Below are 21,010 nucleotides of genomic sequence, written 5' to 3' on the forward strand. Positions count from 1 at the left end.
ATCGCGTCGTCAGCGGCTCGTGTTCAGGGCTGCTCGTGGTTCGGGCAGGTCCAACTCCCCGCGGGCGACGAGCGAACGGACGGACTCGAGGACCGCCTCCGTCGAGGTGTAGGCGGGCTCGTATCCGAGCAGCGACCGTGCCTTGTCGATCGACGCGCAGTGGCTCCGCACCAGGTGCTCCCAGGTGGTGTCGGCGTGCTCCGTCGGTGTCTCGGCTCGGAACTGCTCCCAGGTCACCGACTCGAGCTCGGCCGAGCGTCCGAACCAGCCGGCGACGACGTCGGCGTAGCCACGGACGGTCACCGCGGCGGCTGACGTCACGTTGAGGTCCTCGCCGGCGACACGATCCCGGTTCGCGACGGCGAGCTCGAACCCCTGCGCGACGTCGTCGGCGTGCACGTGGTGCAGCAGCTCGGCACCGAGCCCGGGGATGCGCAGCGGTGAACCGAGTGCGAGGGTCCGCCAGACCCCGAGGTCGAGGTTGCCCAGCGGGTTGATGGGCGCCCACCCCGGTCCGACGATGTGTCCGGGATGCAGGGAGGTCGTCACCAGTCCTCCGTCGGCGGTCTCCTGCTGGAGCAGCCGGGCGATCTGGTCCTTCTGGACGCCGTAGTCGCCGAACGGCGCCGTCCCGGAGCCCTCGACGATGGGGACGGACGCGCTGGGACCGTAGCGCCAGATCGATCCGCAGTGGAGCAGCTGACCCGTGTTGCCGCGCAGTCCCTCGACGAGCGCCGTCGCCGAGGCGACCGTGAAGCAGACCAGATCGATGACGACGTCCGGGCCGAGGTCCGCGATGCGTCGCGCGAAGACACCGTCCCGGTCCTCGGCTTCCCGATCGGCTCGGATCCGCTCGACCCGGTCCCACTCGGGCGCGTCCGTGTACGGCGAACGATCGCCGCGGCTCACACTCACGACCTCGTGGCCGGCCCGGACGAGTCGCGGGACGAGGAAGGTGCCGATGTGGCCGGTCCCGCCGATGACGACGATGCGCATGGTGCTCCTCCGTTCGCGCACGACGACGGCGTCGACGGGTGCGCTCCCCGGGAACGCTAATGGACCGGACCGTCCGACGCACGCCCTTGCGGGAGGCGACGGTGTGACCCGCTAGTCGTCGGAGGGACGTCGCCGTTGCTGTTTGGTGGCGCTCCGCTGCTGTTTCGCTGCGAGGTGGCGTCGCGCCGATCCGCGGGTCGGACGCGTGGGTCGGCGCGTCGGCGCCGGTGGCGCGAGTGCCGACCTGATGCGTGTCGCGAGCGCTTCGAGTGCGAGTTCGCGGTTCCGGAGCTGCGATCGCTCGCGGGAGACGGTCACGGTGATGGCGCCGCCGACCAGTCGAGCGCCGAGCCGCTCGAGCAGTCGATCGCGCTGCTCGTCGGTGAGGACGGCCGACTCGGCCACACTCCACGTCAATTGGACACGGCTGTCGGAGGTGTTGACGTGCTGTCCGCCCGGGCCGGACGACCGGGAGAAACGCCACTGCAGCTCGGCTGCTGGGATCGTCAGTCCGGGCGACACCTCGAGGTCCATGGGGCAAGCGTCTCACGAACCCGCGGCACGGCTCGCGTCCACCGCTGGTTCCGAGCCGGTGCCTCCTATCCTTGACGCTGTGAACGATGCACCAGCCGAACGCGGACGTCGACGCGCAGCCGTCGTCGTCAATCCCTCCAAGGTCGACATCAAGGTCCTCCGCTCGGTCGTCGCAGCCGCTGAATCGACGCACGGACTGGCACCGTCCACCTGGCACGAGACGAGCGCCAAGGACGACGGCCGGGGTGCGTCCGCGGCCGCGATCGCCTCGGCACCCTCGGTCATCCTGGTCGCGGGAGGCGACGGGACGCTGCGGGTCGCCGCCGAGGCGATCGCCTCCACCGGCATCCCCCTCGGGCTGGTCCCGGCCGGAACGGGGAACCTCTTCGCCCGGGCGCTCGGCCTGCCGTTGGGCGACTTCAAACGGTCGGTCGACATCGCCTGCTCAGGGCGTGACCAGGTGGTCGACGTCGGTCAGGTCAGTCTCGGGCGCAGCGACGGCACGAACCGGGACGAGGTCTTCCTCGTCATGGCCGGCATCGGCCTCGATGCGCACATGGCCGGCCACACCAACGAACGACTGAAACGACGGATCGGCTGGCTCGCCTACTCCGATCCGATCGCGCGGAGCATCATCGGCAACCGGCAGTTCGACCTGCACTATCGACTCGACGACCGCCCGGAGGCGGCCGCCCGAGCGCACACGATCATCGTCGGCAACTCCGGCACGCTCACCGGTGGTGTCCTGCTGCTCCCCGAGGCCGTCGTGGACGACGGCCTGCTCGATGCCGTCATGCTGCGCCCTGGCAAGGGTCCGGGTTGGGGGAACATCGGCTACCGCCTGACGTTCAACCGGATGCTGCACCGCACGCGGTTCGGCCGGCTGGTCGGTCGATTCTCGCCGAAGGCACGCGCGATCAGCTACGCACAGGCGCGGACGATGCACCTCCGACTCGAGGAGCCGCAGGAGATCCAACTGGACGGCGACTCGCACGGTTCGGTGATCTCGGTCTCGCTGAGGAACCTGCACCACGCCCTGATCGTCCGGGTTCCGAGCGGCCCGGCTGCGCGCCCCGGCGGGCGCTGACCACCGGCTACGGCGCCGCGTCGGTGGGAGCGGCCTCGTGGTCGATCGACGCCGCGAGCCGGTCGATCCGCTCGAGAGCTCGGTCGAACACGGGGACCAGTTCCCACAGGCGCGGCTCATCGGCGCGGACCTCCTCGAGGGAGCCGTGTGCGCTGCGGACGGAACCGAGATCGAAGCTGACGTTGGTCCGAGCTCCCGTGATCGCGGCGCGGAGTGCGCCAATCGCCACCGCCACGTCGGCGATCAACGCCGGGTTGCCGTGCTCGGTGAGCCAGGCGAGATCGTCGATCGCGTCGACGGCATGCTCGCCCAGGCGTGCCGAGGCCGCGGCCGCTTCGATGGACGCAGCACGGATCGCCTCGTCGCGTCCGACGCCGGCCGGTAGACGGAAGGCACTGCCGAACGCTCGCGAGGCGTGGGCGTCCTCGTCGGCCAGACGCAGCGCCAGCTCGGAGCGTGCCTCAGCGCGAGCGCGGAGTGCGGCGATCGTCGCCTCGGCCGAGTCCCGCCCGCTCGCGTCCTCGGTGGCATGCGTGGCTCGGGTGTAGCCGGCGACCATCGCGGTGAGGCCGGCGGCGATCGCCAGCATGAGTCCGGATGCGGCCCCGCCGCCGGGGTTCCCGGTCGCCGTGCCGAGCGCCTGCATCCACGTCGACACGCTCGAGTGCTCCGTCGACACCTCGTCGGTGTCCGCTGATCCCGTCATGGCGACCATTCTCCCGCGTCCGCGTCCGCGTCAGCTCGAGGCGCGGACGATGAGTTCGGTCGGGAACTCCGCGCGGTCCCCCGGGTCCGTCCCGGGCTCCGCCTCGAGGACGAGCTGGACCGCACGCGCGGCCATCGCGCGCATCGGCTGTCGCACGGTCGTCATCGGCGGCGGCATCAACCTGGACTGCGGGAGATCGTCGAAGCCGACGACCCGGATGTCGTCGGGGATGCGGAGCTGGAGCTCTTCAGCGGCGCGGTAGACGCCGTAGGCCATCTCGTCGTTGCAGCTGAAGACGCCGATCGGGAGCCCGCCCTGCCTGAGCAGCTTGCGCACGGAGACGAACGCACTCTCCGAGGACCAGGGCGACGAGATCTCCTCGACCGTCGCCCCGTCGGCGTGCCGTTCGACCGCCGCTCGGAAACCGGCCTCCCTCGCACGGCCGAACCGGTACTTCGGTCGGCCGGTGATGATGAGGAACCGACGCGTCCCCCGCCGGGCGAGATGCCGACCCGCGTCGAAGCCGCCCTGCCAGTCGGTGGACCCGACGCTCGGCAGACTCCGCGCCGGCTCCGCACGCGGATCGAGGAGCGCGACGGGGATGTTGGCCGAGGCGAGGATGTCGAGCTGGGAGACGTTGGGACGGATGAGGCACACGACGACACCGGCAGATCCCCGCGCACGTGCCCGACTGGGCCAGTCGTCGACCATCGACTCGCTCTCCGGCGTGAGCACCAGGTCGTAGTTCGCCGCAGCGGCCGCACGCCGCACGCTCGTCACGACCGTGTTCGCCCAGGGGTCGTCCCACTGACTCATCGCCAGATCGAGCAGGCGTGGGACCGAGCGAGGTCGACCGCGACGTTGCGCGGCCCGGTCGTAGCCGAGGTCGTGCGCTGCAGCGAGGATGCGGTCCCGGGTGTCCGGGGACGCATGGCGCTTCCCGGCGAGCACCCGGGAGACGAGCGAGACCGAGCACCCCGACTTCGCGGCGACGTCCGCGAGCGTCACGCTGAGATCGTCCCGCTCCGGCGTCGTCGTCATGACTCCATCGTCCCGCATCCCGGGGTGCTGCGCGTGCCCGCCCCGGTGGTCAGGCGCCCTCAGCGGTCAGCACTCGGAGCTCGGTGCATCGCGGGGTCTCGCGATCCGGCTGCGCGACGAGCGCGAACCGCCGGACACCCCACCCGGCGCTGGTGGGCGTCAGCGGGTACTCCGCCCACTCCAGGTCGTCGTCTCGTCCGCCCTCCTGCGGAGCGACCGGCGTGCCGTCGATCTCCAGGGTGAAACCATGGCCCGCCGGGTCGTGCAGCCAGGTCACTCTGACGACCCGGCCGAGGAGATGCGGGTCGACGAGCGTCACGGACAGACGCACGGCCGTGCTCCGCCAGCGGACACCATCCACCGCGCCGCTGGCGCTGGCCACCCCCTCGAACCCGTGATCCGCCTCCGGCTGCTGCTCACCCAGAGCGACCCGGTCGACCGTCCGTCCATCGATGCTCGCGGCGCGTCGGTCCCGTTCGGCCAAGGCGGTGCGGCGCCGAGCGACGGCGTCCTCGCCCGCCGTCGACGCCACGGGGAACGTGACGGTGTACCGCGCGTCGTGCAGACCTGCGAACGGTTCCAACGGGATCGGTCCTCGGTCGGAGTCGATCCGGAGTCGCCCGTCGGCGTCCCGGTAGGGCACAGCCGACCGCGGGACGATCGGTGCCGAGGCGAGCGGGGTGAGCGGGCCGACGGCGGTATGCGGGGCGTGGGCGCGGCCGGCCAGCACCACGTCGGTCGGCAGCGACTCGCCACGGGCGGCCAGGACGGACGGACCCCAGAGGAGCGAGGTCCAGTCCGAGCCGTCCGGGTATGGTTCCGCACGACCGCCCATGGGGAGCTCGAACGACACGGTGTCGCCGTCGCTCCACTCGCGATCCACGACGAGGTGGCCGCGTTCGACTTCGGCGGTCACCGGAGCGCCGTTGACGAACACCTCGGGTGTCGGAACACTCCACCCGGGGACTCGGACGCGGAGCCGGAACCGCCGCGGGCCGGTGAGCCCGAGGGTGAGTCCGACCACGCCGTCGGCGGGGAAGGCCGTGCGTTGCTCCAGCTCGAGACCGAGTTCCGGGATCCGCACGACGGAGGGCGCGAAGAGCTCGACCGAGAGCGTGTCGTCGTCGAACCGGTACAGCGACTCACCGTGTTTCGCGTGGCTCTCCAGGCCGGTCCCGACGCAGCACCAGAAGCTGTGCTCCGGCGAGGAGTAGACGCGGTAGTGGTCGGGTCGCATCGAGGTGAAGTAGACGAGGCCGCCGTGCTCGGGGTGCTGCGATGACAGGAGGTGGTTGAAGAGGATCCGTTCGAGCGCGTCGGCGATCGCCGGATCGGACCCGTCGGCGCTGAGCCGTCGGCCGAGTTTGATCAGGTTGTAGCTGTTGCAGGTCTCCGGCCCCTCCCGGTCCTCGGTCATCGGGGTGAAGTCGTCGACGGCGTGGAAGTGCTCCCGGACACTGTTGCCTCCGATCGCGACCGTGCGCCGCGTCAGGATCGTCTCCCAGGCGAACCGCGCCGCACCGGAGAGGGCTGCATCACCATTCCGCGCGGCGAGCGCGGCGAAGCCGACGAACTGCGGGATGCGGGTGTTGGCGTGCAGGCCGGTCAGTTCATCTGACCGGCGCGACAGCGGTTCGCTGAGGGCGGTCGACGTGAAGCGGGCGGCCATCGCGAGATGGCGGGGGTCGCCCGTGAGGTCGAAGAGGTCGACGTACGCCTCGTTCATTCCGCCGATCTCGGTCTCGAGCATGAGCTGGAAGTGCTCGTCGTCGATCCCTGCGGCGAGCTCCTCCCACCACGTGGCGAGGCGCAGGACGACATCGCGCGCCACCTGACTCCCGGTCAGGCGGGCAGCATCGATGAGACCGGCGTACAGCTTGTGCAGGTTGTACCAGGGCACCCAGCGGCCGGCGCGGAAGGTCGACTCGGTGATCCCCGCTGCGACCTCGGCCCAGAGTTCGGCACTCCGAGGGACACCACCGACGTATCCGGTCCCCAGATGATCCTGTGCGCGGGCCAGTTCGGCGACCGTGTACTCCAGTCGGGAGCGCAGGACGTCGTCTCCCGTGGAGGCGACCATCAGGGAGCAGGCCGAGAGGTAGTGCCCGGCGGTGTGGCCGTCGAGTCCGCGCACCTCCCAGTCGTCGTAGGACGCCGCCCGGGGTTCCAGGCCCGCCTCACGGAGGAACGGGGCGAGCAGGCGATCGGGCTCGAGGGCTCGCAGGTAGGCGCGGTCGGCCTCCTGGGCCTGGAACAGGGGCCCACCGGTGAGCGCGACCTGGGAGATCGGGACGAACGGCATGGTCAGGCCTTCCTCGCGACCGCGTCGACACGCCGCCAGTCCACGCGGAGCTCGCGCGGCCCGACCAGCTCCCGCCTGCTACCGGTCACCTCGATCGTGTGGGTGAGCGGACGCTCGAGTGCCGACGGACCGGCGGACAGGACGTACGTCCCCGGTTCGACCACCCGACGGCCGTCGACTCCGGTGAAGGACAAGCGGTCGGCCGACACCGAGAACCGCACCGTGGCCGACGTCCCGGCAGCGACCGTGAGGCGTGCGAATGCGAGCAGTTCGACCGAGGGACGCACGACGGAGGCGACCGGATCCGTACCGTAGAGCTGGATCACCTCGACGGCGTCCTCGACGCCCATGTTCTCGACGGTGACGTCGACGAGGACCTCACCGTCGACGGCGAGCTCCGCTGTACTCGTGAGCGATCGGTAGCGGACGTCCCCGGCGGTGAGGCCGTGACCGAACGGGAAGAGCGGCGTGGGGTCGAGCACGCTGATCCCGCGGGACGCCAGACCGAGCGGCGGCTGCAGGTAGGTGCCCGGCATGGCCGGTGAACGAGGGATCTGCACCGGGAGCCGTCCGCTCGGCTGCACGCGGCCGGACAGCAGCCCCGCGACGGCCGCCGCGCCCTCCTGCCCGGGGAAGAACGCCTGGACCAGTGCGTCGGCCCGGTCGTAGTCCCCCAGCGCATAGGGTCGCCCGGACAGCACGGTCAGGACGACGGGCGTCCCGGTCGCGAGGACGGCGAGCACGAGGTCGTGCTGGCCCCCGGGGAGGCGCAGGTCCTCGGCGTCACAGCCTTCTCCCGAAGTACCATCGCCGAACAGGCCCGCGATGTCGCCCACGGCCAGCACGACGACGTCGGCTGAACGGGCGGCCTCGACGGCGGCCGGAACGTCCTCCCGACCGGTCTCGGTGATGCTGCATCCCGGTTCGACGACGATGTCCGCCGCCGGGAACTCGGTACGCACCGCGTCCAGGATCGTCGGGATGGTGATGCCGAGATCGTGCCCGGGGTGCTTCGACAGCACGTGGTTGGGGAACGCGTAGCAGCCCACGAGACTGCGGAACTGGTCGGCCGCCGGCCCGATCACGGCGACGCGCGCGGTGGTCTGGAGCGGGAGGACGGCGCGGTTCCGGAGGAGGACGACCGACTCCTCGGCCAGACGCGTCGCGATGGCGCGGTTTCGGGGGCCGTCGAGATCGGTCGATGAGGCGTGCTCCGGCACGAGCGGACCCCCGTCGAGCAGGCCGAGCTCGATCTTCTGCCGCAGGTGCCGGAGCACGGCCCGGTCGACGAGCCGCTCGTCGAGCGCCCCGTCCTGGACCAGCCCGACGAGACCGGCGCCGTAGCCGGCGGTCTCCGGGAGCTCGACGTCGATCCCGGCGGTGAGGGCGAGCGCGCCGGCTTCCGTCGCCTCGCTCGCGACGTGGTGCATCGTCGCGAGGAACGGGATCGCCCAGTAGTCGGCGACGACGGTGCCGTCGAAACCCCAGTCGTCGCGCAGGATACCGGTGAGCAACTCGACACTGGCGCCCGCGGGGACGCCGTCGAGATCGGTGTAGGCGTTCATCACGCTTCGCGCTCCCCCGAGCCGGATCGCCGTCTCGAACGGCGGAAGCACGATATCGGCGAGCTCGCGGCGCCCCATGCTCACCGGGGCGTGGTTCTTCGCGCCTCGGGACGCGGCATAGCCGGCGAAGTGCTTGAGCGTCGCCACCACCCCGGACCGCTCGAGACCACGCACGTACGCGGCGCCGAGCTGACCCACGAGGTAGGGGTCCTCCCCCAGCGTCTCCTCGACCCGACCCCAGCGGTAGTCGCGCACGACGTCGAGGACCGGCGCGAGTCCCTGATGGACCCCGACCGAGCGGAGGTCGTCTCCGATCGCCTCCGCCATCCGCTCCACGAGCTCCTCGTCGAACGAGGCGGCCCAGGCGAGCGGCGTCGGGAAGGCGGTCGCACCGTACGCGGCGAACCCCGTCAGACACTCCTCGTGCGCGATCGCGGGGATACCGAACCGGTTGCCGGCCACGACCTGTCGTTGCCGTTCCCGCAGGCGATCGACGCCCTCGGCCACCGTCACCGGTTCGGTCCCGAAGATGCGCGTCAACTGCCCGAGGCCACCGGTGAAGTCGCCGGTGGACGCCGATGCCGGCGCAGCCGGGTCGTCGGAGCCGTCCACGCTCGGCGCGAAGTCGCCCGCCGCGTCGGTGAACCAGACCGAACCGAGCTGCCCGACCTTCTCCTCGAGAGTCATCTCACCGAGGAGTGCTCGCGCCCGCTCGTCGGGTGACGCCCGTCGGTCGTTCCAGACGCCGCAGACGCTGCCCGACGTGGTCGGCGTGACGCCGTCGTGTTGCAGGGTCATCCCTTGAACGCTCCGTCCATGATCCCGGTCACCATGCGCTTGCCGACGAAGATGAACGCGATGAGCAGCGGGATGGTGGCCAGGAAGGACCCGGCCATCGCCAGGCCGAGGTCGATCGACCGCTGCGACTGCAGGGCCTTGATCGCGATCTGGACCGTGTACATCTCGGGCGACTTCAGGACGATGAACGGCCAGAGGAAGTCGTTCCAGGATCCGACGAAGCCGAGCAGTCCCAGGACGAACGCCGCCGGTCGGATGACCGGGAAGACGATCCGCCAGAAGATCTGCCAGGTGTTGGCACCGTCGAGCCTCGCCGCCTGGAGCAGCTCGTCGCTCACGGAACTCGAGATGTGCTGACGCATCCAGAAGATGCCGAACGCGCTCGCGAGGCCGGGGACGATGAGTGCCTGCAAAGTGTCCACCCAGTCGAGCGCGGAGATGATCAAGTACTGCGGGATCACGCTCAGCTGCGTCGGCACGGTCATGGTGAGGACCACGAGGATGAACAGCGCGTTGCGGCCGCGGAACTCCAGTTTCGCGAAGGCGAATCCGGCCAGGGCGCAGAGCAGGGCCGATCCGACGCCGATCGACAGCGCGACGATGAGGCTGTTGATCATCGATTGGATGAACGGCACGGTCTCGAGCACGAGCCCCACGAGGTGGAACAGGTTGTCGCCCGGGTACAGCCGCGGTGGCAGGGTGGTCGCCGTCGCCGAGTCCGTGGTCGCGACGACGAACATGAAGTACAGCGGGAACATGCTCACGATGACGGCGCACACGAGGAGGACGTAGGTGTACCAGGGGATGCGGCCGATCCGGCCGCCGTTCCGTTTCCGGCCGGCGGAGGTCGCGCTCGCCATCAGCTGGGTGGAGTTGAGCGTCTCGGACATCAGCGTCCTCCTCGGGTGCGGGTGGACAGGAAGAAGTTCAGCAGGGCGACGAGGACGACGATCACGAACAGCGCGACGCCGATCGCCGAGCCGTATCCGAACTCGAACTGGCCGAAGCCCTGCTCGTAGAGGAACAGCGTGAGCGTCTGGCACTGTCGTGCCGCACCGCAGGTGAGGCCGGTGGCCGGGTTCACCAGCAGTGGTTCGGTGAACACCTGGAGCCCACCGATCGTCGAGGTGACGATGGTGAACACGATGATGGGACGCAACGACGGGATGGTGATGTAGACGAACTGCTTCCAGCCGCCGGCGCCGTCGACGGCGGCCGCCTCGTACACGTCGCGAGGGATCGCCTGCAATGCCGCCAGGTAGAGCAGCGTCGTGTAGCCCGTCCACCGCCAGACGACCATGAGCGCGACGAGGAACCACGAGCCGACCTTGTCGTTGAGGAAGTCGACGTGGTCACCGCCGAAGAAGCTGATGAGGTAGTTGAAGAGCCCGTAGTCACGGTCGAACAGCTGGGCGAACACGATCGTGGTCGCGGCGACCGAGGTGATGTACGGCACGAGCATCGCCATCCGGAACCCGGTGGCGAAGCGCAGGCGGACGTGGTTCAGCAGATGGGCGAGGCCCAGGGCGATGACCAGCTGCGGCACCGTGGAGATGATGAAGATCGCGAAGGTGTTGAGCATCGCGTTCCAGAACCGTGGGTCGGCCGCGAGCCTGGTGAAGTTGTCGAAGCCGATGAAGGTCTGCTGACCGATCGGGTTCCAGTCGAAGAGGGACACCACGAAGGTGAACAGGAGCGGGATCAGGCCGAAGACGGCGAAGATCAGGAAGAACGGGGCGATGTAGACGTAGGGGGCGAAGCGTTCCGGCAGGGTGTTGCGGATCCGCGTCCCGATACCGGGTGGCGACTGTTTCGGCAGCAGCCGAGGTGGGGCGATGTGCGTGGTCACGATGATCCTTCAGGGGCGTTCCGGCGTGCTGCTCGGCCGGAACGCCCCGGGTCGGAGCGGACGGGTGGACGGGGTCGTCGGGTCAGCCGCCGAGGGCGTCCTTCACGGCCTTCATCGCGACGTCCCAGGCCTTGTCCGGTGGGGTGTTGCCGGCTTCGACGTCCGTCACGGTGTTGATCATCGCCGAACCGATCGTCGCCGTCTCCGGACCGTTGAAGAACGGCTTGAACTCCTGCAGGGACTTGCCGAGCACGGCACCGATCTTCGAGTCGCCGAAGAACGGGTCGGTGTAGTCGGCGATCGCCGTGGACTCGTACGCGGAGACCGTGCTGGGCAGGGCGCCGGTGTCGGTGAAGTTCTGCAGCTGCGACTCGGGCGACTGCATCTCCTTGATGTAGGCCCACGCCGCCTCCGGGTTCGCCGCGCGCTTCGGGATGGCGAGGTAGCTGCCACCCCAGTTGCCGGCGACCTTGGGGACCGTCGTCACGCGCCACTGGCCCGAGGTGTCGGGAGCGTCCGTCTTGATGCTCTTCAGCATCCAGGAGGGAGCTGCCATCGCGGCGAAGGCGCCGTTGGTCTTGCCCGTGCTCCAGCCGGTGGAGAAGGCGGGGACGTTCGCGGTGATACCGGCCTCGATCGCCTTGATCGAGATGTCGAACGCCTCCTTCACCTGCGGATTCGTGTCGTACACGAGCTCACCCTCGGGCGTGTAGTACTTCTCGTCGACCTGGTTCACGGTCTGGAAGAAGACCGAGGTGCCGGCGTTGTCGAGGAACGGCTTCCCGGTGGCGGCGACGTACTGCTGGCCGACGGAGATGAAGTCGTCCCAGGTGGGCCAGAGCGCGGCGACCGCGTCCGGTTCCGACGGCAGGCCGGCGGCCTCGAAGAGGTCGGCGCGGTACGCCATCGACATCCCGCCCACGTCGGTCGGCACCCCGATGACGGCGTCGTTCTGAGCCACCGCCTGGTCCCAGACCCACGGCAGGTAGTCCCCGGAGATGTCGTCGGCGCCCATCGTGCTCAGGTCGACGAAGTTGTCGGGGTTCGCGACGAAGTTGGGCATGTCGTCCCCCTGGATGAGCACCAGGTCGGGGACCTTACCGCCGGCCAGCGCTGCGGTGAGCGCCTGGGCGGTCTCCTGCGTGCTGCCGACCTCGGTGAGCTTGACGGTGATGTCGGGGTGCGCTTCCTTGTACTTCTCGACATCGGCCTTCTGGTTGATGCCCGTGAAGGACCAGAACTGGAAGGTCTTGTCATCGCCGCCACCGGACCCGGAACAACCGGTGACCAGGGCGCCGACCATGACGGCGACGGTTGCTGCTGCTGCAAGACGGAATTTCACTGGAAATCCCCCTCCTATGCGGGATCGTGTTCCGCGGTGTCGCGCTACGTTGCGGTCACCGGCCGGAGATCGCTCTCCGGCTCGCGCCGATGTCGACTGGATCGGGGAGCATCCGGACCGTTCGGGCGTGGTGATCACCATAGGCAGCGGGGTTCCGGGGCACCAGGGCAATATTGCGCAACTCGGAGACCGCTCTCTCGGATTCTGCGATGCTCGTTGCCAGACCACCGGCAGGTGGACGATCGCAAAGGAGCGAGGATGCGCAAACCGACCCTGGTCGACGTCGCCCGAGAGGCCGGCGTCTCCCGAGCGACCGCGTCGCGGGTCCTCGCCGGTGCCTCGACGGTCGACGCCTCGATGGTCGTCGCGGTGCGCGAAGCGGCCGTGAGACTGGCCTACCGCACGAATGTCGCAGCCCGGTCGCTCGCCGGAGGCAGGACGGGCGCGGTCGCGATCGTCATCGCGGCGGGCGAGCTCGAACCGTTCTCCGGATCGTTCGTCGCGGCACCGCTCAAGGGCGCCACCGCCGCGCTCCTGTCGGCAGCCCAGCAGCCCGCGCTCTTCCTCGCCGACCCGCGCCAACTCGACGCGCTCGTCGCCTACCTGGCGGCGCACTACGTGGACGGGGCGGTGGTGATCCTGCAGCACGAGATCAGCACCATCACCCAGGCGCTCGCCTCGGTGGACCTCCCGATCGTCTTCGTCGGCCGCCCGATGGGTGAGCACACGGAGGACGTCACCTTCGTCGACTCCGACAACTACGCCGGCGGTCGTCTCGCGGCGGAACACCTGATCGCGCTCGGCCGCACGCGGATCGGCGTCATCTCGGGCCCCGCCGACATGGCCGCGTCCAGCGACCGTGTCCGAGGCTGGCGGGACGTCCTCACCGAACGCGGCCTCGACACCCGTGCGGTCGCCCGAGGCGACTTCACCATGCCGAGCGGGTCGTCGGCCATGGCACGGTTGCTCTCCCGGTACCCGGACCTCGACGCCGTCTTCGCGGGCTCCGACCTCATGGCGGTCGGCGCGATGCGCGTCCTCGAGGCCAGTGGCCGGACGGTCCCGGACGACATCGCGCTCGTCGGATTCGACGACACGGTCGTCGCGGCAACCGCGGAGCCACCGCTGACCTCGGTCCGTCAGCCGTTGGAACAGATGGGCAGGGTCGCCGCGGAACTCGTCATGGAGCTCATCGCCGGCCGGACGACCGCTCCGCGCTGGCTCGACACCACGCTCGTCGTCCGGGACTCAGCCTGACCTTCGGCCCACCGGCCGTCATACCCGCCTCACCGACCGCTTCGGAGGAATCATGTCCGACCTCTCAGCGACGCTCGAACACCGCGTCGTCCATCTGCAGTGCGACGGCGTCTCCGTCGTCCTCGTCCAGCACGGGACCCGCCTCCCGACGATCGCGCACTGGGGTGCCGCCGTCGATGCCGACGACCTCGAGTGGCTTGCCGCGGCCACAGCCACCGTGCGCGGCGACCTCGTCGACGGATCGGACGCGCCGTACGAGCCGAGCCTGTTGCCCGAGCAGGCGTCGGGCTGGTCGGGTCTCCCCGGCCTCCGGGCGCATCGCGCCGGGACGGCCTGGTCCTCGCGCTTCGACGTGGCCTCGGTCGAGGTCGACAGAGCGGCCCTCCCGGCCGGCGAGGTGCGGCAGTGCGGCGCCGCGCTGGTCGAGGTGACCGCGGTCGACGACCAGACCGGCATCGCTCTCCTCGTGGCGATCGAACTGACACCGAGTGGCCTGCTGCGCACGCGCGTGACGGTCACGAACCGGGGCGACGACCTCCTGGAGATCGAGGGTGTCGTGCCGGCCCTCCCGATCCCGACCTCGGCTCGGGAGATCCTCGACTTCGCCGGTCGGTGGGGCAACGAGAAGCTGCCGCAGCGGCTTCCGGTCACGACCGGGACACACCTCCGCGAGTCGCGGCACGGTCGCCCCGGTCTCGACGCCACCGGGGTCACCGCGATCGGAACACCGGGGTTCGACAGCCGGACCGGTGACGTCTGGCTGTGCCACGTCGGTTGGAGCGGCAACCACACGATCGGCGTCGAACGCACCGACGGACACCTCGCGTTCCGTGGCGGCGAGCTGCTCCTGCCCGGCGAGGTCCGACTCGGCCCTGGCGAGGACCACCGGACTCCATGGGTGTACGGGGCCTACGGCGTCGGCCTCGATGTCGCCTCGTCGCGGTACCACCGTTGGCTGCGCTCGACCTCGCGGGCGGCTCGGCGTCCGCGCCCCGTCACCCTGAACGTCTGGGAGGCGGTCCTGTTCGATCACGACCTCGACGTCCTCTCCGAGTTGGCGACCCGGGCCGCGGCCATCGGCGTCGAGCGCTACGTGCTCGACGACGGATGGTTCCGCGGACGTCACGACGACACCCGCGGCCTCGGCGACTGGACACCGGACCCCGAGCGTTGGCCGGACGGTCTCGCGCCGCTCGCCGACCGGGTGCGATCGCTCGGCATGGAGTTCGGGCTGTGGTTCGAACCCGAGATGATCAACGAGGACTCCGACCTCGCACGCGAGCACCCGGACTGGATCCTGCGGGCGAGGGACGAGCTCCCGTCGCCCGTCCGGCACCAGCAGGTGCTCGATCTCGGCAATCCGGCGGCCTTCGACCACATCCTGCAGGCCATCGACACACTGGTCGGCGAGCTCGGGATCGCGTACCTGAAATGGGACCACAACCGCGACCTCGTCGATGCCGGGCATCCGTCGACCGGGCGGGCAGCCGTGCACGACCAGACCGAAGCCCTCTACCGGCTGCTCGACGAGCTCCGATCGCGGCACCCGCACCTCGAGATCGAGAGCTGCGCGTCTGGCGGAGGCCGCGTCGACCTCGGTGTCCTCGAGCGGTCCGATCGCGTCCACACCTCCGACAACCACGACCCGATCGAGCGGGCCCGGATGCTCCGGTGGACGGGGCTCCTCGTCCCGCCCGAGATGCTCGGGTCGCACGTGGCCTCGGCCAGATCGGCCACGACCGGACGCACGCACACGCTCCACACCCGGTGCGCGGTCGCCCTCCTCGGGCATTTCGGCGTGGAGTGGGATCTGCGCGAGCTCGACGATGCGGGTCGGACGACCCTCGCCAGATGGATCACCGTGTTCACGCGTCATCGCGGACTCATCGCCACCGGCCGCGTCGTCGGCGACGGCGAGTGGGACGACGACGCTCCGACCCTGCGCGGGGTCGTCGCGGAGGACGGTACCACCGCGCTGTACACCCTGGTGACTCCGCCGCGGTCGGCCGACTCCCGTCGTCGGGTCCGCTTTCCCGGACTCCGCCCGGACGGTCACTACCGCCTCGCCGTCGCGCAGGACGACTCCCTCGGCCCGCGCTGGGTGATCCCCCAGGGGCTCCGGGATGCGGCGCCACTCGACGCCGACCCGGCCACGCTCGCGGCGGCGCCCGTGCTGAGCGGTGGCCAGCTGGCCGTGATCGGCCTCGACCTCCCCACCTTCCAGCCCGACCGCGCGATCACGATCCTCGTGACCGCCGTCTGACCCACGACCCGCTGCACAGAACAGGACCACATCACCCATGGACTCCACTGCGACCGTCACCGTCGACCTCGACCGGCCAGGACCCACGATCAGCCGACACGTCTACGGCCACTTCGCGGAACACCTCGGGCGCGGGATCTACGACGGCTTCTGGGTGGGCGAGGACTCGCCCGTGCCGAACGTCGGCGGCATCCGGCTCGACGTCGTGGAGGCGCTCCGCGAACTGCGCATCCCGAACCTCCGCTGGCCGGGCGGCTGCTTCGCGGACCGCTATCACTGGACGAGCGGCATCGGACCTCGTGAGGACCGCCCGAAGCTCGTCAACACGCAATGGGGCGGGACGAGCGAGACCAACGCGTTCGGCACCCACGAGTTCATGGAACTGTGCGAGCTCCTCGGTGCCGACGCCTACGTCTCGGGCAACCTCGGTTCGGGCACGGTGCAGGAGATGGCCGACTGGATCGAGTACCTGACCGGTGCCGGGGAGACCCCGATGGCCGAGTTGCGTCGGGCGAACGGCAGGGAGGAGCCCTGGGACGTCCCGTTCTGGGGCTTGGGAAACGAGCCCTGGGGGTGCGGTGGCAACCTGCGCGCCGGCGCGTACGCGGACCTGGCACGCCAGTTCGGTACCTTCTGCGAGAGCGGCGGGAAGGTCCCGCTCTACCGGGTCGCCGCCGGCGCCGACGGGTTCGACGTGGCCTGGACCAAGACGCTGATGGAGGTCGTCGCCGACGTGGCCACCCACCCGTTCTCGGCGACCCCCTGGGAAGCCGTCTCGGTGCACTACTACACGATCGGCGGCAGCTGGAAGGCGAAGGGCAGCGCGACCGGGTTCGACGCCGCGGAGTACTGGAGCACGATCACCGCAGCACAGGGCGTCGAGCAGCTGCTGTCGTCGCACGCCGCCGTCATGGACGTGTACGACCCGGAGGAACGGTTCGGCATGGTGCTCGACGAGTGGGGCACCTGGTGGGACGTCGAGCCGGGCACGCACCCCGGGCATCTGTTCCAGCAGAACACCATCCGCGACGCCATGGTGGCCGCCTGGCACTTCGACGTGTTCCACCGCTTCGCGGGCCGGCTGCGCATGGCCAACATCGCGCAGACGGTCAACGTCCTGCAGGCGATGCTCCTGACCGATCCCGACGGCGGCGAGATGGTCCGGACGCCCACCTTCCACGTCTTCGAGATGAACAGCCCGCACCAGGACGCCACGTCCCTCCCGACGCACGTGGTCGGGCCGGTCCGCGACGCCGACGCCGCACACTCGGGTGGCATCCCGACCGTCTCCGCCTCGGCGAGCGTCAAGGACGGCGTCCTCCATTGCTCGCTGACGAACGTCGACCTCGACGCGCCACTCGTCATCGAGGTCGACGTCCGTGGCGGGTCCGTGGTCGAGCCGCACGGCCGGCTGCTCACCGCTGCGCGGCCCGACGCCCACAACCGTCCCGGTGAGACCGACGCCGTGTCACCGCGACCGCTCACGGGTCTCGACGTCACACCGACGGGTCTTCGCGTCACGCTCCCACCGCACTCGTTCGCAACGATCACGGCTCAGGTCGGCGCGCCATGAGCGAGGTGGAGATCGCGGTCACCGAGGTGCGTGCAGCACGTCGGGCGCGGGCGGACCGCCCGCCGATGGGCTGGAACAGCTGGGACTGCTTCGGAGGGTCCGTCACGGAGGCCGAGGTACTTGCCAACGCCGCGTTCCTGGCCGAGCACCTGCTGCCCGTCGGCTGGGACACGGTGGTCGTCGACATCCAGTGGTACGAACCGGCGCCCGGCGTCGGCGACTACGAGCGCGTCTCCCAGCCGACGCTCGACGACTGGGGCCGACCGCAACCCGCGCCGAACCGGTTCCCGTCTGCGGCGTCGGGCGGCTTCCACGCGCTCGCCGACCGCGTGCACGCGCTCGGGCTCCGCTTCGGGGTGCACCTCATGCGCGGCGTGCCGCGTCTGGCCGTCGATCTCGAGCTGCCGATCCTCGGTTCGACCGCCCGCTGTGGGGAGATCGCCGATCCGTCCAACGTCTGCCCGTGGAACCCCGACAACGTCGGCGTCGACCTGACCGCCCCGGGCGCCCAGGCCTACTACGACTCGGTCATGGCACAGCTCGCGGACTGGGGTGTCGACTTCATCAAGCTCGACGACGTGCTCTACCCACCGATCCAGACCGCCGAGATCGAGGCCATCTCGCGGGCGATCGACGCGACCGGTCGACCGATGGTGCTCAGCCTGTCCCCGGGGAAGCAACTCTCGACCGAGCACCTCGACACCCTTCGATCGACGGCGCAGCTGTGGCGGATCTCCGACGACCTCTGGGACGACTGGTCGGCGGTGCTCGAACAGTTCCAGCGCCTGGCCCGCTGGGCGCCCCTCCAGCGTCCGGGGGCGTGGGCCGATGCCGACATGCTCCCGCTCGGGCGGATCGGCATCCGGGCCCACGTCGGTTCGGACCGGCTGAGTCGCCTCACCCTGGACGAACAACGGACGCTCATGACCCTCTGGTGCATCGGCCGGTCGCCGCTCTTCTTCGGCGGCCACCTCCCGGACACCCCGGCGCACACGCTCGCGCTCCTGACCAACCCGGACGTGCTCGCACTGCTCGGCAGCGACGGGAGCCGGGAGATCATCCGCGACGGCGACCTCGTCGTCTGGGCGGCTGAGCTCGGCGAGATCCGGTGGCGCGCGGTGTTCTGGCTCGGTGATGCGGACACCGGGCTGCGGGTGCACCTGGCCGATCTCGGTTGCGCCGATCGATCGTCCGTCACCGAGCTGTGGAGTGGTCGGCCGTTGCCGGTCGTCGACGGCGCCGTCGACACGTCCCTGCCCGCGCACGGTGCCGTGCTGCTCCGGCTCGACCGCTGATGGATGACCGACAGCAGCGCGTCGAGCGTCATCGAATCGAGCTCGACGGACCGGCCACCCGGTTCGTCGATCGGTTCCTCATCGGCAACGGGACGTTGGGCGCGGCGCTCGACGGCGTGCCCGGACGGGAGGGCATGGACCTCTCCCTGGACACGTTGTGGTCGGGAGGTCCGCGACGCCCCGGCGGTGGGCTGGCACTCCGCCCGCGTCCCGGCACGTTGGCGTCCGTTCGCCGGGCGATCGCCGACGGCGATTCCGTGGCGGCCGATTCCCGCGCGGCTGCACTCCGCGGGAGCACGTTCACCGAGTCCTTCCAGCCGCTCGGCCGCCTCACGATCGACTACGCGTCGCCCGACATCGGTTCGCGATCGACACGGACCTCCGATCTCGCGCGCGGCGTCGTCGAGACGACGTCCACGAGCGGTGGCGAGGCGGTCGCACTCCACGCGTTCGTGTCGGCGGTGGACGACGTGCTGGTCGTCGAGCTGCTGGGTGACGGTGTCCGTGAACCGAGGGTCGGGTTCGCGACGCCGCACCCGTCGACGACGGAGGAGCACACGGTCGGCGACACCCGGTGGTGGTCGGCGACCGGCCGTGCGCCGGCGAGCGTGCGACCCTCGTATCTCGGCGGTGACGATGACGAGGCCATCCGGTACCCGACCGACGTCCCGGATGCCGACGGTCTCGTCGACGCAGGCATGGCCTGGGCGCTGACGATCGCGGTGCAGGCGATCGCGGGCGGGTTCCGCGTCGTCGCCGGTGCACGATCCGGACACCGCGGGTGGCTAGATCGGCCGCTGGGTGACCCGTCGACGCTGCTGGAGCACGCCCAGGCGACGGTCTCGCGTGCGTTGCAGCGATCCGGCGAAGCGTTGCTCCATCGGCACGTCGCCGACCATCGGTCGCTCTTCGACCGCGTCGATCTGGACCTCTCGGCATCGGCGTCCGCGTCGGCCGACCTCGCGGAGCGGTACTTCGACCTCGGACGGGCGCTCCTCATCGGCAGCTCCCGACCGGGGACCGAACCGGCGAACCTCCAGGGGGTCTGGAACGATCAGGTCAGGCCACCCTGGAGCGCGAACTTCACCACCAACATCAACCTCCAGATGAACTACTGGCCGGCGGAGAGCACCGGCCTGGGTGACCTGGTCGAGCCACTCATACGGTTCACCGGCGAACTGGTGGACGCCGGGCAGCGCACCGCCGTCGAGTCCTACGGCCTCGACGGGGCGGCTGCCCACCACAACAGCGACCTCTGGAGGCACACGGACGCTGTACCGCTCGACGCGCACTGGGCGAACTGGCCGAGCGCGCTCCCCTGGCTCGTCGCGCACCTCCACCGCCGTCTGGACGACGGTGGCGCTGATCACGCCGAGCACGTCGCCGTCCTGCAGACCGTCGAGCCGGTGGTCTCGTTCGTCCTGCGAATGGTCGTCACGGATGCCGCCGGATCGCTGGTCGTGAGTCCGTCGACCTCACCGGAGAACCGGTTCGTGGTCGACGCGGAGCACACGGCGGCGGTGACGGCCGGCGCGGCGATGGACCAGGAGCTGGCGCACGAGTGCCTCCGCGAGTACCTCGCCCTCGCGGAGCTGGTCGGCGACGGCATCGCGGACGTCGGGCTCCTGGCTCGAGCACGCGACACCGTGGCCACCCTCCGACTGCCGCAGGTCGGCCGCGACGGAACACTCCTGGAGTGGGCCGAGGAGCGGGAGCCGACCGAGCCCGGCCACCGGCACCTCTCCCACCTGTACGGCCTGTATCCGGGGACGCGGATCACCGAATCGGGCACGCCCGAGCAATTCGAAGCAGCCCGACGCGCACTGCGACGGAGACTCGCGAACGGCGGTGGCGGAACCGGGTGGAGCATGGCCTGGGTCCTCTGCCTGGCCGCACGACTCCGTGATCCGGGGCTCGCGTCCGAGGCGCTCGACACGCTGCTCGGTCCGCTGTCATCGGCCTCGCTGCTCGACCTGCACCCGATGGGCGACCTCGACGACGTGTTCCAGGTCGACGGCAACCTGGGTGGGACGGCCGGTGTCGTCGAGCTGCTCGTCCAGGGGCACGGCGGTGTCCTGTCGCTGCTGCCGACCCTCCCGGCCGAGTGGTCGGCCGGCAGCTTCCGGGGGTTCCGGGTCCGGGGTGGACACATCGTGGATGTCGAGTGGAGCCGTCATCGCCCCGTCGCGGCGACCCTGCGTCTCACGGCCGGCGGCCTGCTCGTCGAGCTGCCGGATGACGGCTCGATGATCGCCATCGCGGGCCCTGGCGGCGCACTGCCGACCCGGTTGGAGGACGGCGCGCCAGCCGGGCGGCGGCGGATCAGGCTCGACGACCCCGGTGTCCACCGGCTTGAGTTCGCGCGTCCGCCCGGCGATCCGGAGGACTGACCGCCTCCTCCG

General features: G+C 70.3%; 15 protein-coding genes. 6 read left to right on the forward strand and 9 right to left on the reverse strand.

All coding sequences use genetic code 11. The features are described 5' to 3' along the window. Nucleotides 1-9: 9 nt before the first annotated feature. Both ACQ3HE_RS01930 and arfB read right to left on the reverse strand, forming a co-directional pair. A complete protein-coding gene (locus ACQ3HE_RS01930) occupies nt 10-996 on the reverse strand; it encodes an NAD-dependent epimerase/dehydratase family protein (RefSeq protein WP_430891053.1) in 987 nt (328 codons plus the stop codon). A gap of 111 nt (nt 997-1,107) precedes the next feature. Beyond that, nucleotides 1,108-1,530 carry an alternative ribosome rescue aminoacyl-tRNA hydrolase ArfB gene (gene arfB / locus ACQ3HE_RS01935; protein WP_086473357.1) on the reverse strand — a complete coding sequence of 141 codons (423 nt, stop codon included), beginning with the start codon at nt 1,528-1,530 and terminating at the stop codon, nt 1,108-1,110. Between the two features lie 79 nt (nt 1,531-1,609). Between arfB and ACQ3HE_RS01940 the strand changes: the two genes are divergently transcribed. Further along, entirely contained in the window at nt 1,610-2,617 is a 1,008-nt protein-coding gene (locus tag ACQ3HE_RS01940; protein WP_430891055.1) for a diacylglycerol/lipid kinase family protein, read from the forward strand. A gap of 7 nt (nt 2,618-2,624) precedes the next feature. On the opposite strand, the gene ACQ3HE_RS01945 is transcribed toward ACQ3HE_RS01940, so the two are convergent. From ACQ3HE_RS01945 to ACQ3HE_RS01975, 7 genes are all read right to left on the reverse strand, one after another. Then, nucleotides 2,625-3,323, reverse strand: a complete 699-nt coding sequence (locus ACQ3HE_RS01945) for a cyclodeaminase/cyclohydrolase family protein (protein ID WP_430891057.1) — start codon at nt 3,321-3,323, stop codon at nt 2,625-2,627. Between the two features lie 30 nt (nt 3,324-3,353). After that, nucleotides 3,354-4,364, reverse strand: coding sequence for a LacI family DNA-binding transcriptional regulator (locus ACQ3HE_RS01950; RefSeq protein ID WP_161578521.1), 1,011 nt, complete (start codon nt 4,362-4,364; stop codon nt 3,354-3,356). Nucleotides 4,365-4,413: 49 nt separating this feature from the next. Next, nucleotides 4,414-6,666 (reverse strand): beta-L-arabinofuranosidase domain-containing protein, encoded by a 2,253-nt coding sequence (locus ACQ3HE_RS01955; protein ID WP_430891059.1) that lies wholly within the window; start codon nt 6,664-6,666, stop codon nt 4,414-4,416. A gap of 2 nt (nt 6,667-6,668) precedes the next feature. Beyond that, nucleotides 6,669-9,029: a beta-glucosidase family protein gene (locus ACQ3HE_RS01960; RefSeq protein ID WP_430891061.1), complete on the reverse strand. Its 2,361-nt coding sequence runs from the start codon at nt 9,027-9,029 to the stop codon at nt 6,669-6,671. Further along, a complete protein-coding gene (locus tag ACQ3HE_RS01965; protein WP_162852288.1) occupies nt 9,026-9,919 on the reverse strand; it encodes a carbohydrate ABC transporter permease in 894 nt (297 codons plus the stop codon). Before ACQ3HE_RS01965 ends, ACQ3HE_RS01960 begins: the two co-directional genes overlap by 4 nt. Beyond that, entirely contained in the window at nt 9,919-10,878 is a 960-nt protein-coding gene (locus ACQ3HE_RS01970; protein ID WP_079705845.1) for a carbohydrate ABC transporter permease, read from the reverse strand. The genes ACQ3HE_RS01965 and ACQ3HE_RS01970 overlap by 1 nt, the downstream gene beginning before the upstream one ends. Nucleotides 10,879-10,960: 82 nt before the next feature. Further along, nucleotides 10,961-12,220 (reverse strand): ABC transporter substrate-binding protein, encoded by a 1,260-nt coding sequence (locus ACQ3HE_RS01975; RefSeq protein WP_167374535.1) that lies wholly within the window; start codon nt 12,218-12,220, stop codon nt 10,961-10,963. Between the two features lie 258 nt (nt 12,221-12,478). On the opposite strand from ACQ3HE_RS01975, the gene ACQ3HE_RS01980 reads away from it, so the two are divergent. The 5 genes from ACQ3HE_RS01980 to ACQ3HE_RS02000 are packed head-to-tail and all read left to right on the forward strand — an operon-like array spanning nt 12,479 to nt 20,998. After that, entirely contained in the window at nt 12,479-13,477 is a 999-nt protein-coding gene (locus tag ACQ3HE_RS01980; protein ID WP_430891063.1) for a LacI family DNA-binding transcriptional regulator, read from the forward strand. 52 nt (nt 13,478-13,529) lie between these two features. Next, nucleotides 13,530-15,740, forward strand: a complete 2,211-nt coding sequence (locus tag ACQ3HE_RS01985) for an alpha-galactosidase (protein ID WP_430891065.1) — start codon at nt 13,530-13,532, stop codon at nt 15,738-15,740. Nucleotides 15,741-15,777: 37 nt separating this feature from the next. Next, on the forward strand, nt 15,778-17,313 hold the full coding sequence (locus ACQ3HE_RS01990) for an alpha-N-arabinofuranosidase (protein WP_430891067.1): 1,536 nt from the start codon (nt 15,778-15,780) through the stop codon (nt 17,311-17,313). Next, nucleotides 17,310-18,608, forward strand: a complete 1,299-nt coding sequence (locus ACQ3HE_RS01995) for a glycoside hydrolase family 27 protein (protein ID WP_430891069.1) — start codon at nt 17,310-17,312, stop codon at nt 18,606-18,608. The genes ACQ3HE_RS01990 and ACQ3HE_RS01995 overlap by 4 nt, the downstream gene beginning before the upstream one ends. Further along, entirely contained in the window at nt 18,608-20,998 is a 2,391-nt protein-coding gene (locus ACQ3HE_RS02000) for a glycosyl hydrolase family 95 catalytic domain-containing protein (protein ID WP_430891071.1), read from the forward strand. Before ACQ3HE_RS01995 ends, ACQ3HE_RS02000 begins: the two co-directional genes overlap by 1 nt. Nucleotides 20,999-21,010: the final 12 nt, after the last annotated feature.

This window comes from Plantibacter auratus (assembly GCF_050587365.1).
GTDB classification, from domain to species: Bacteria; Actinomycetota; Actinomycetes; order Actinomycetales; family Microbacteriaceae; genus Plantibacter; species Plantibacter auratus.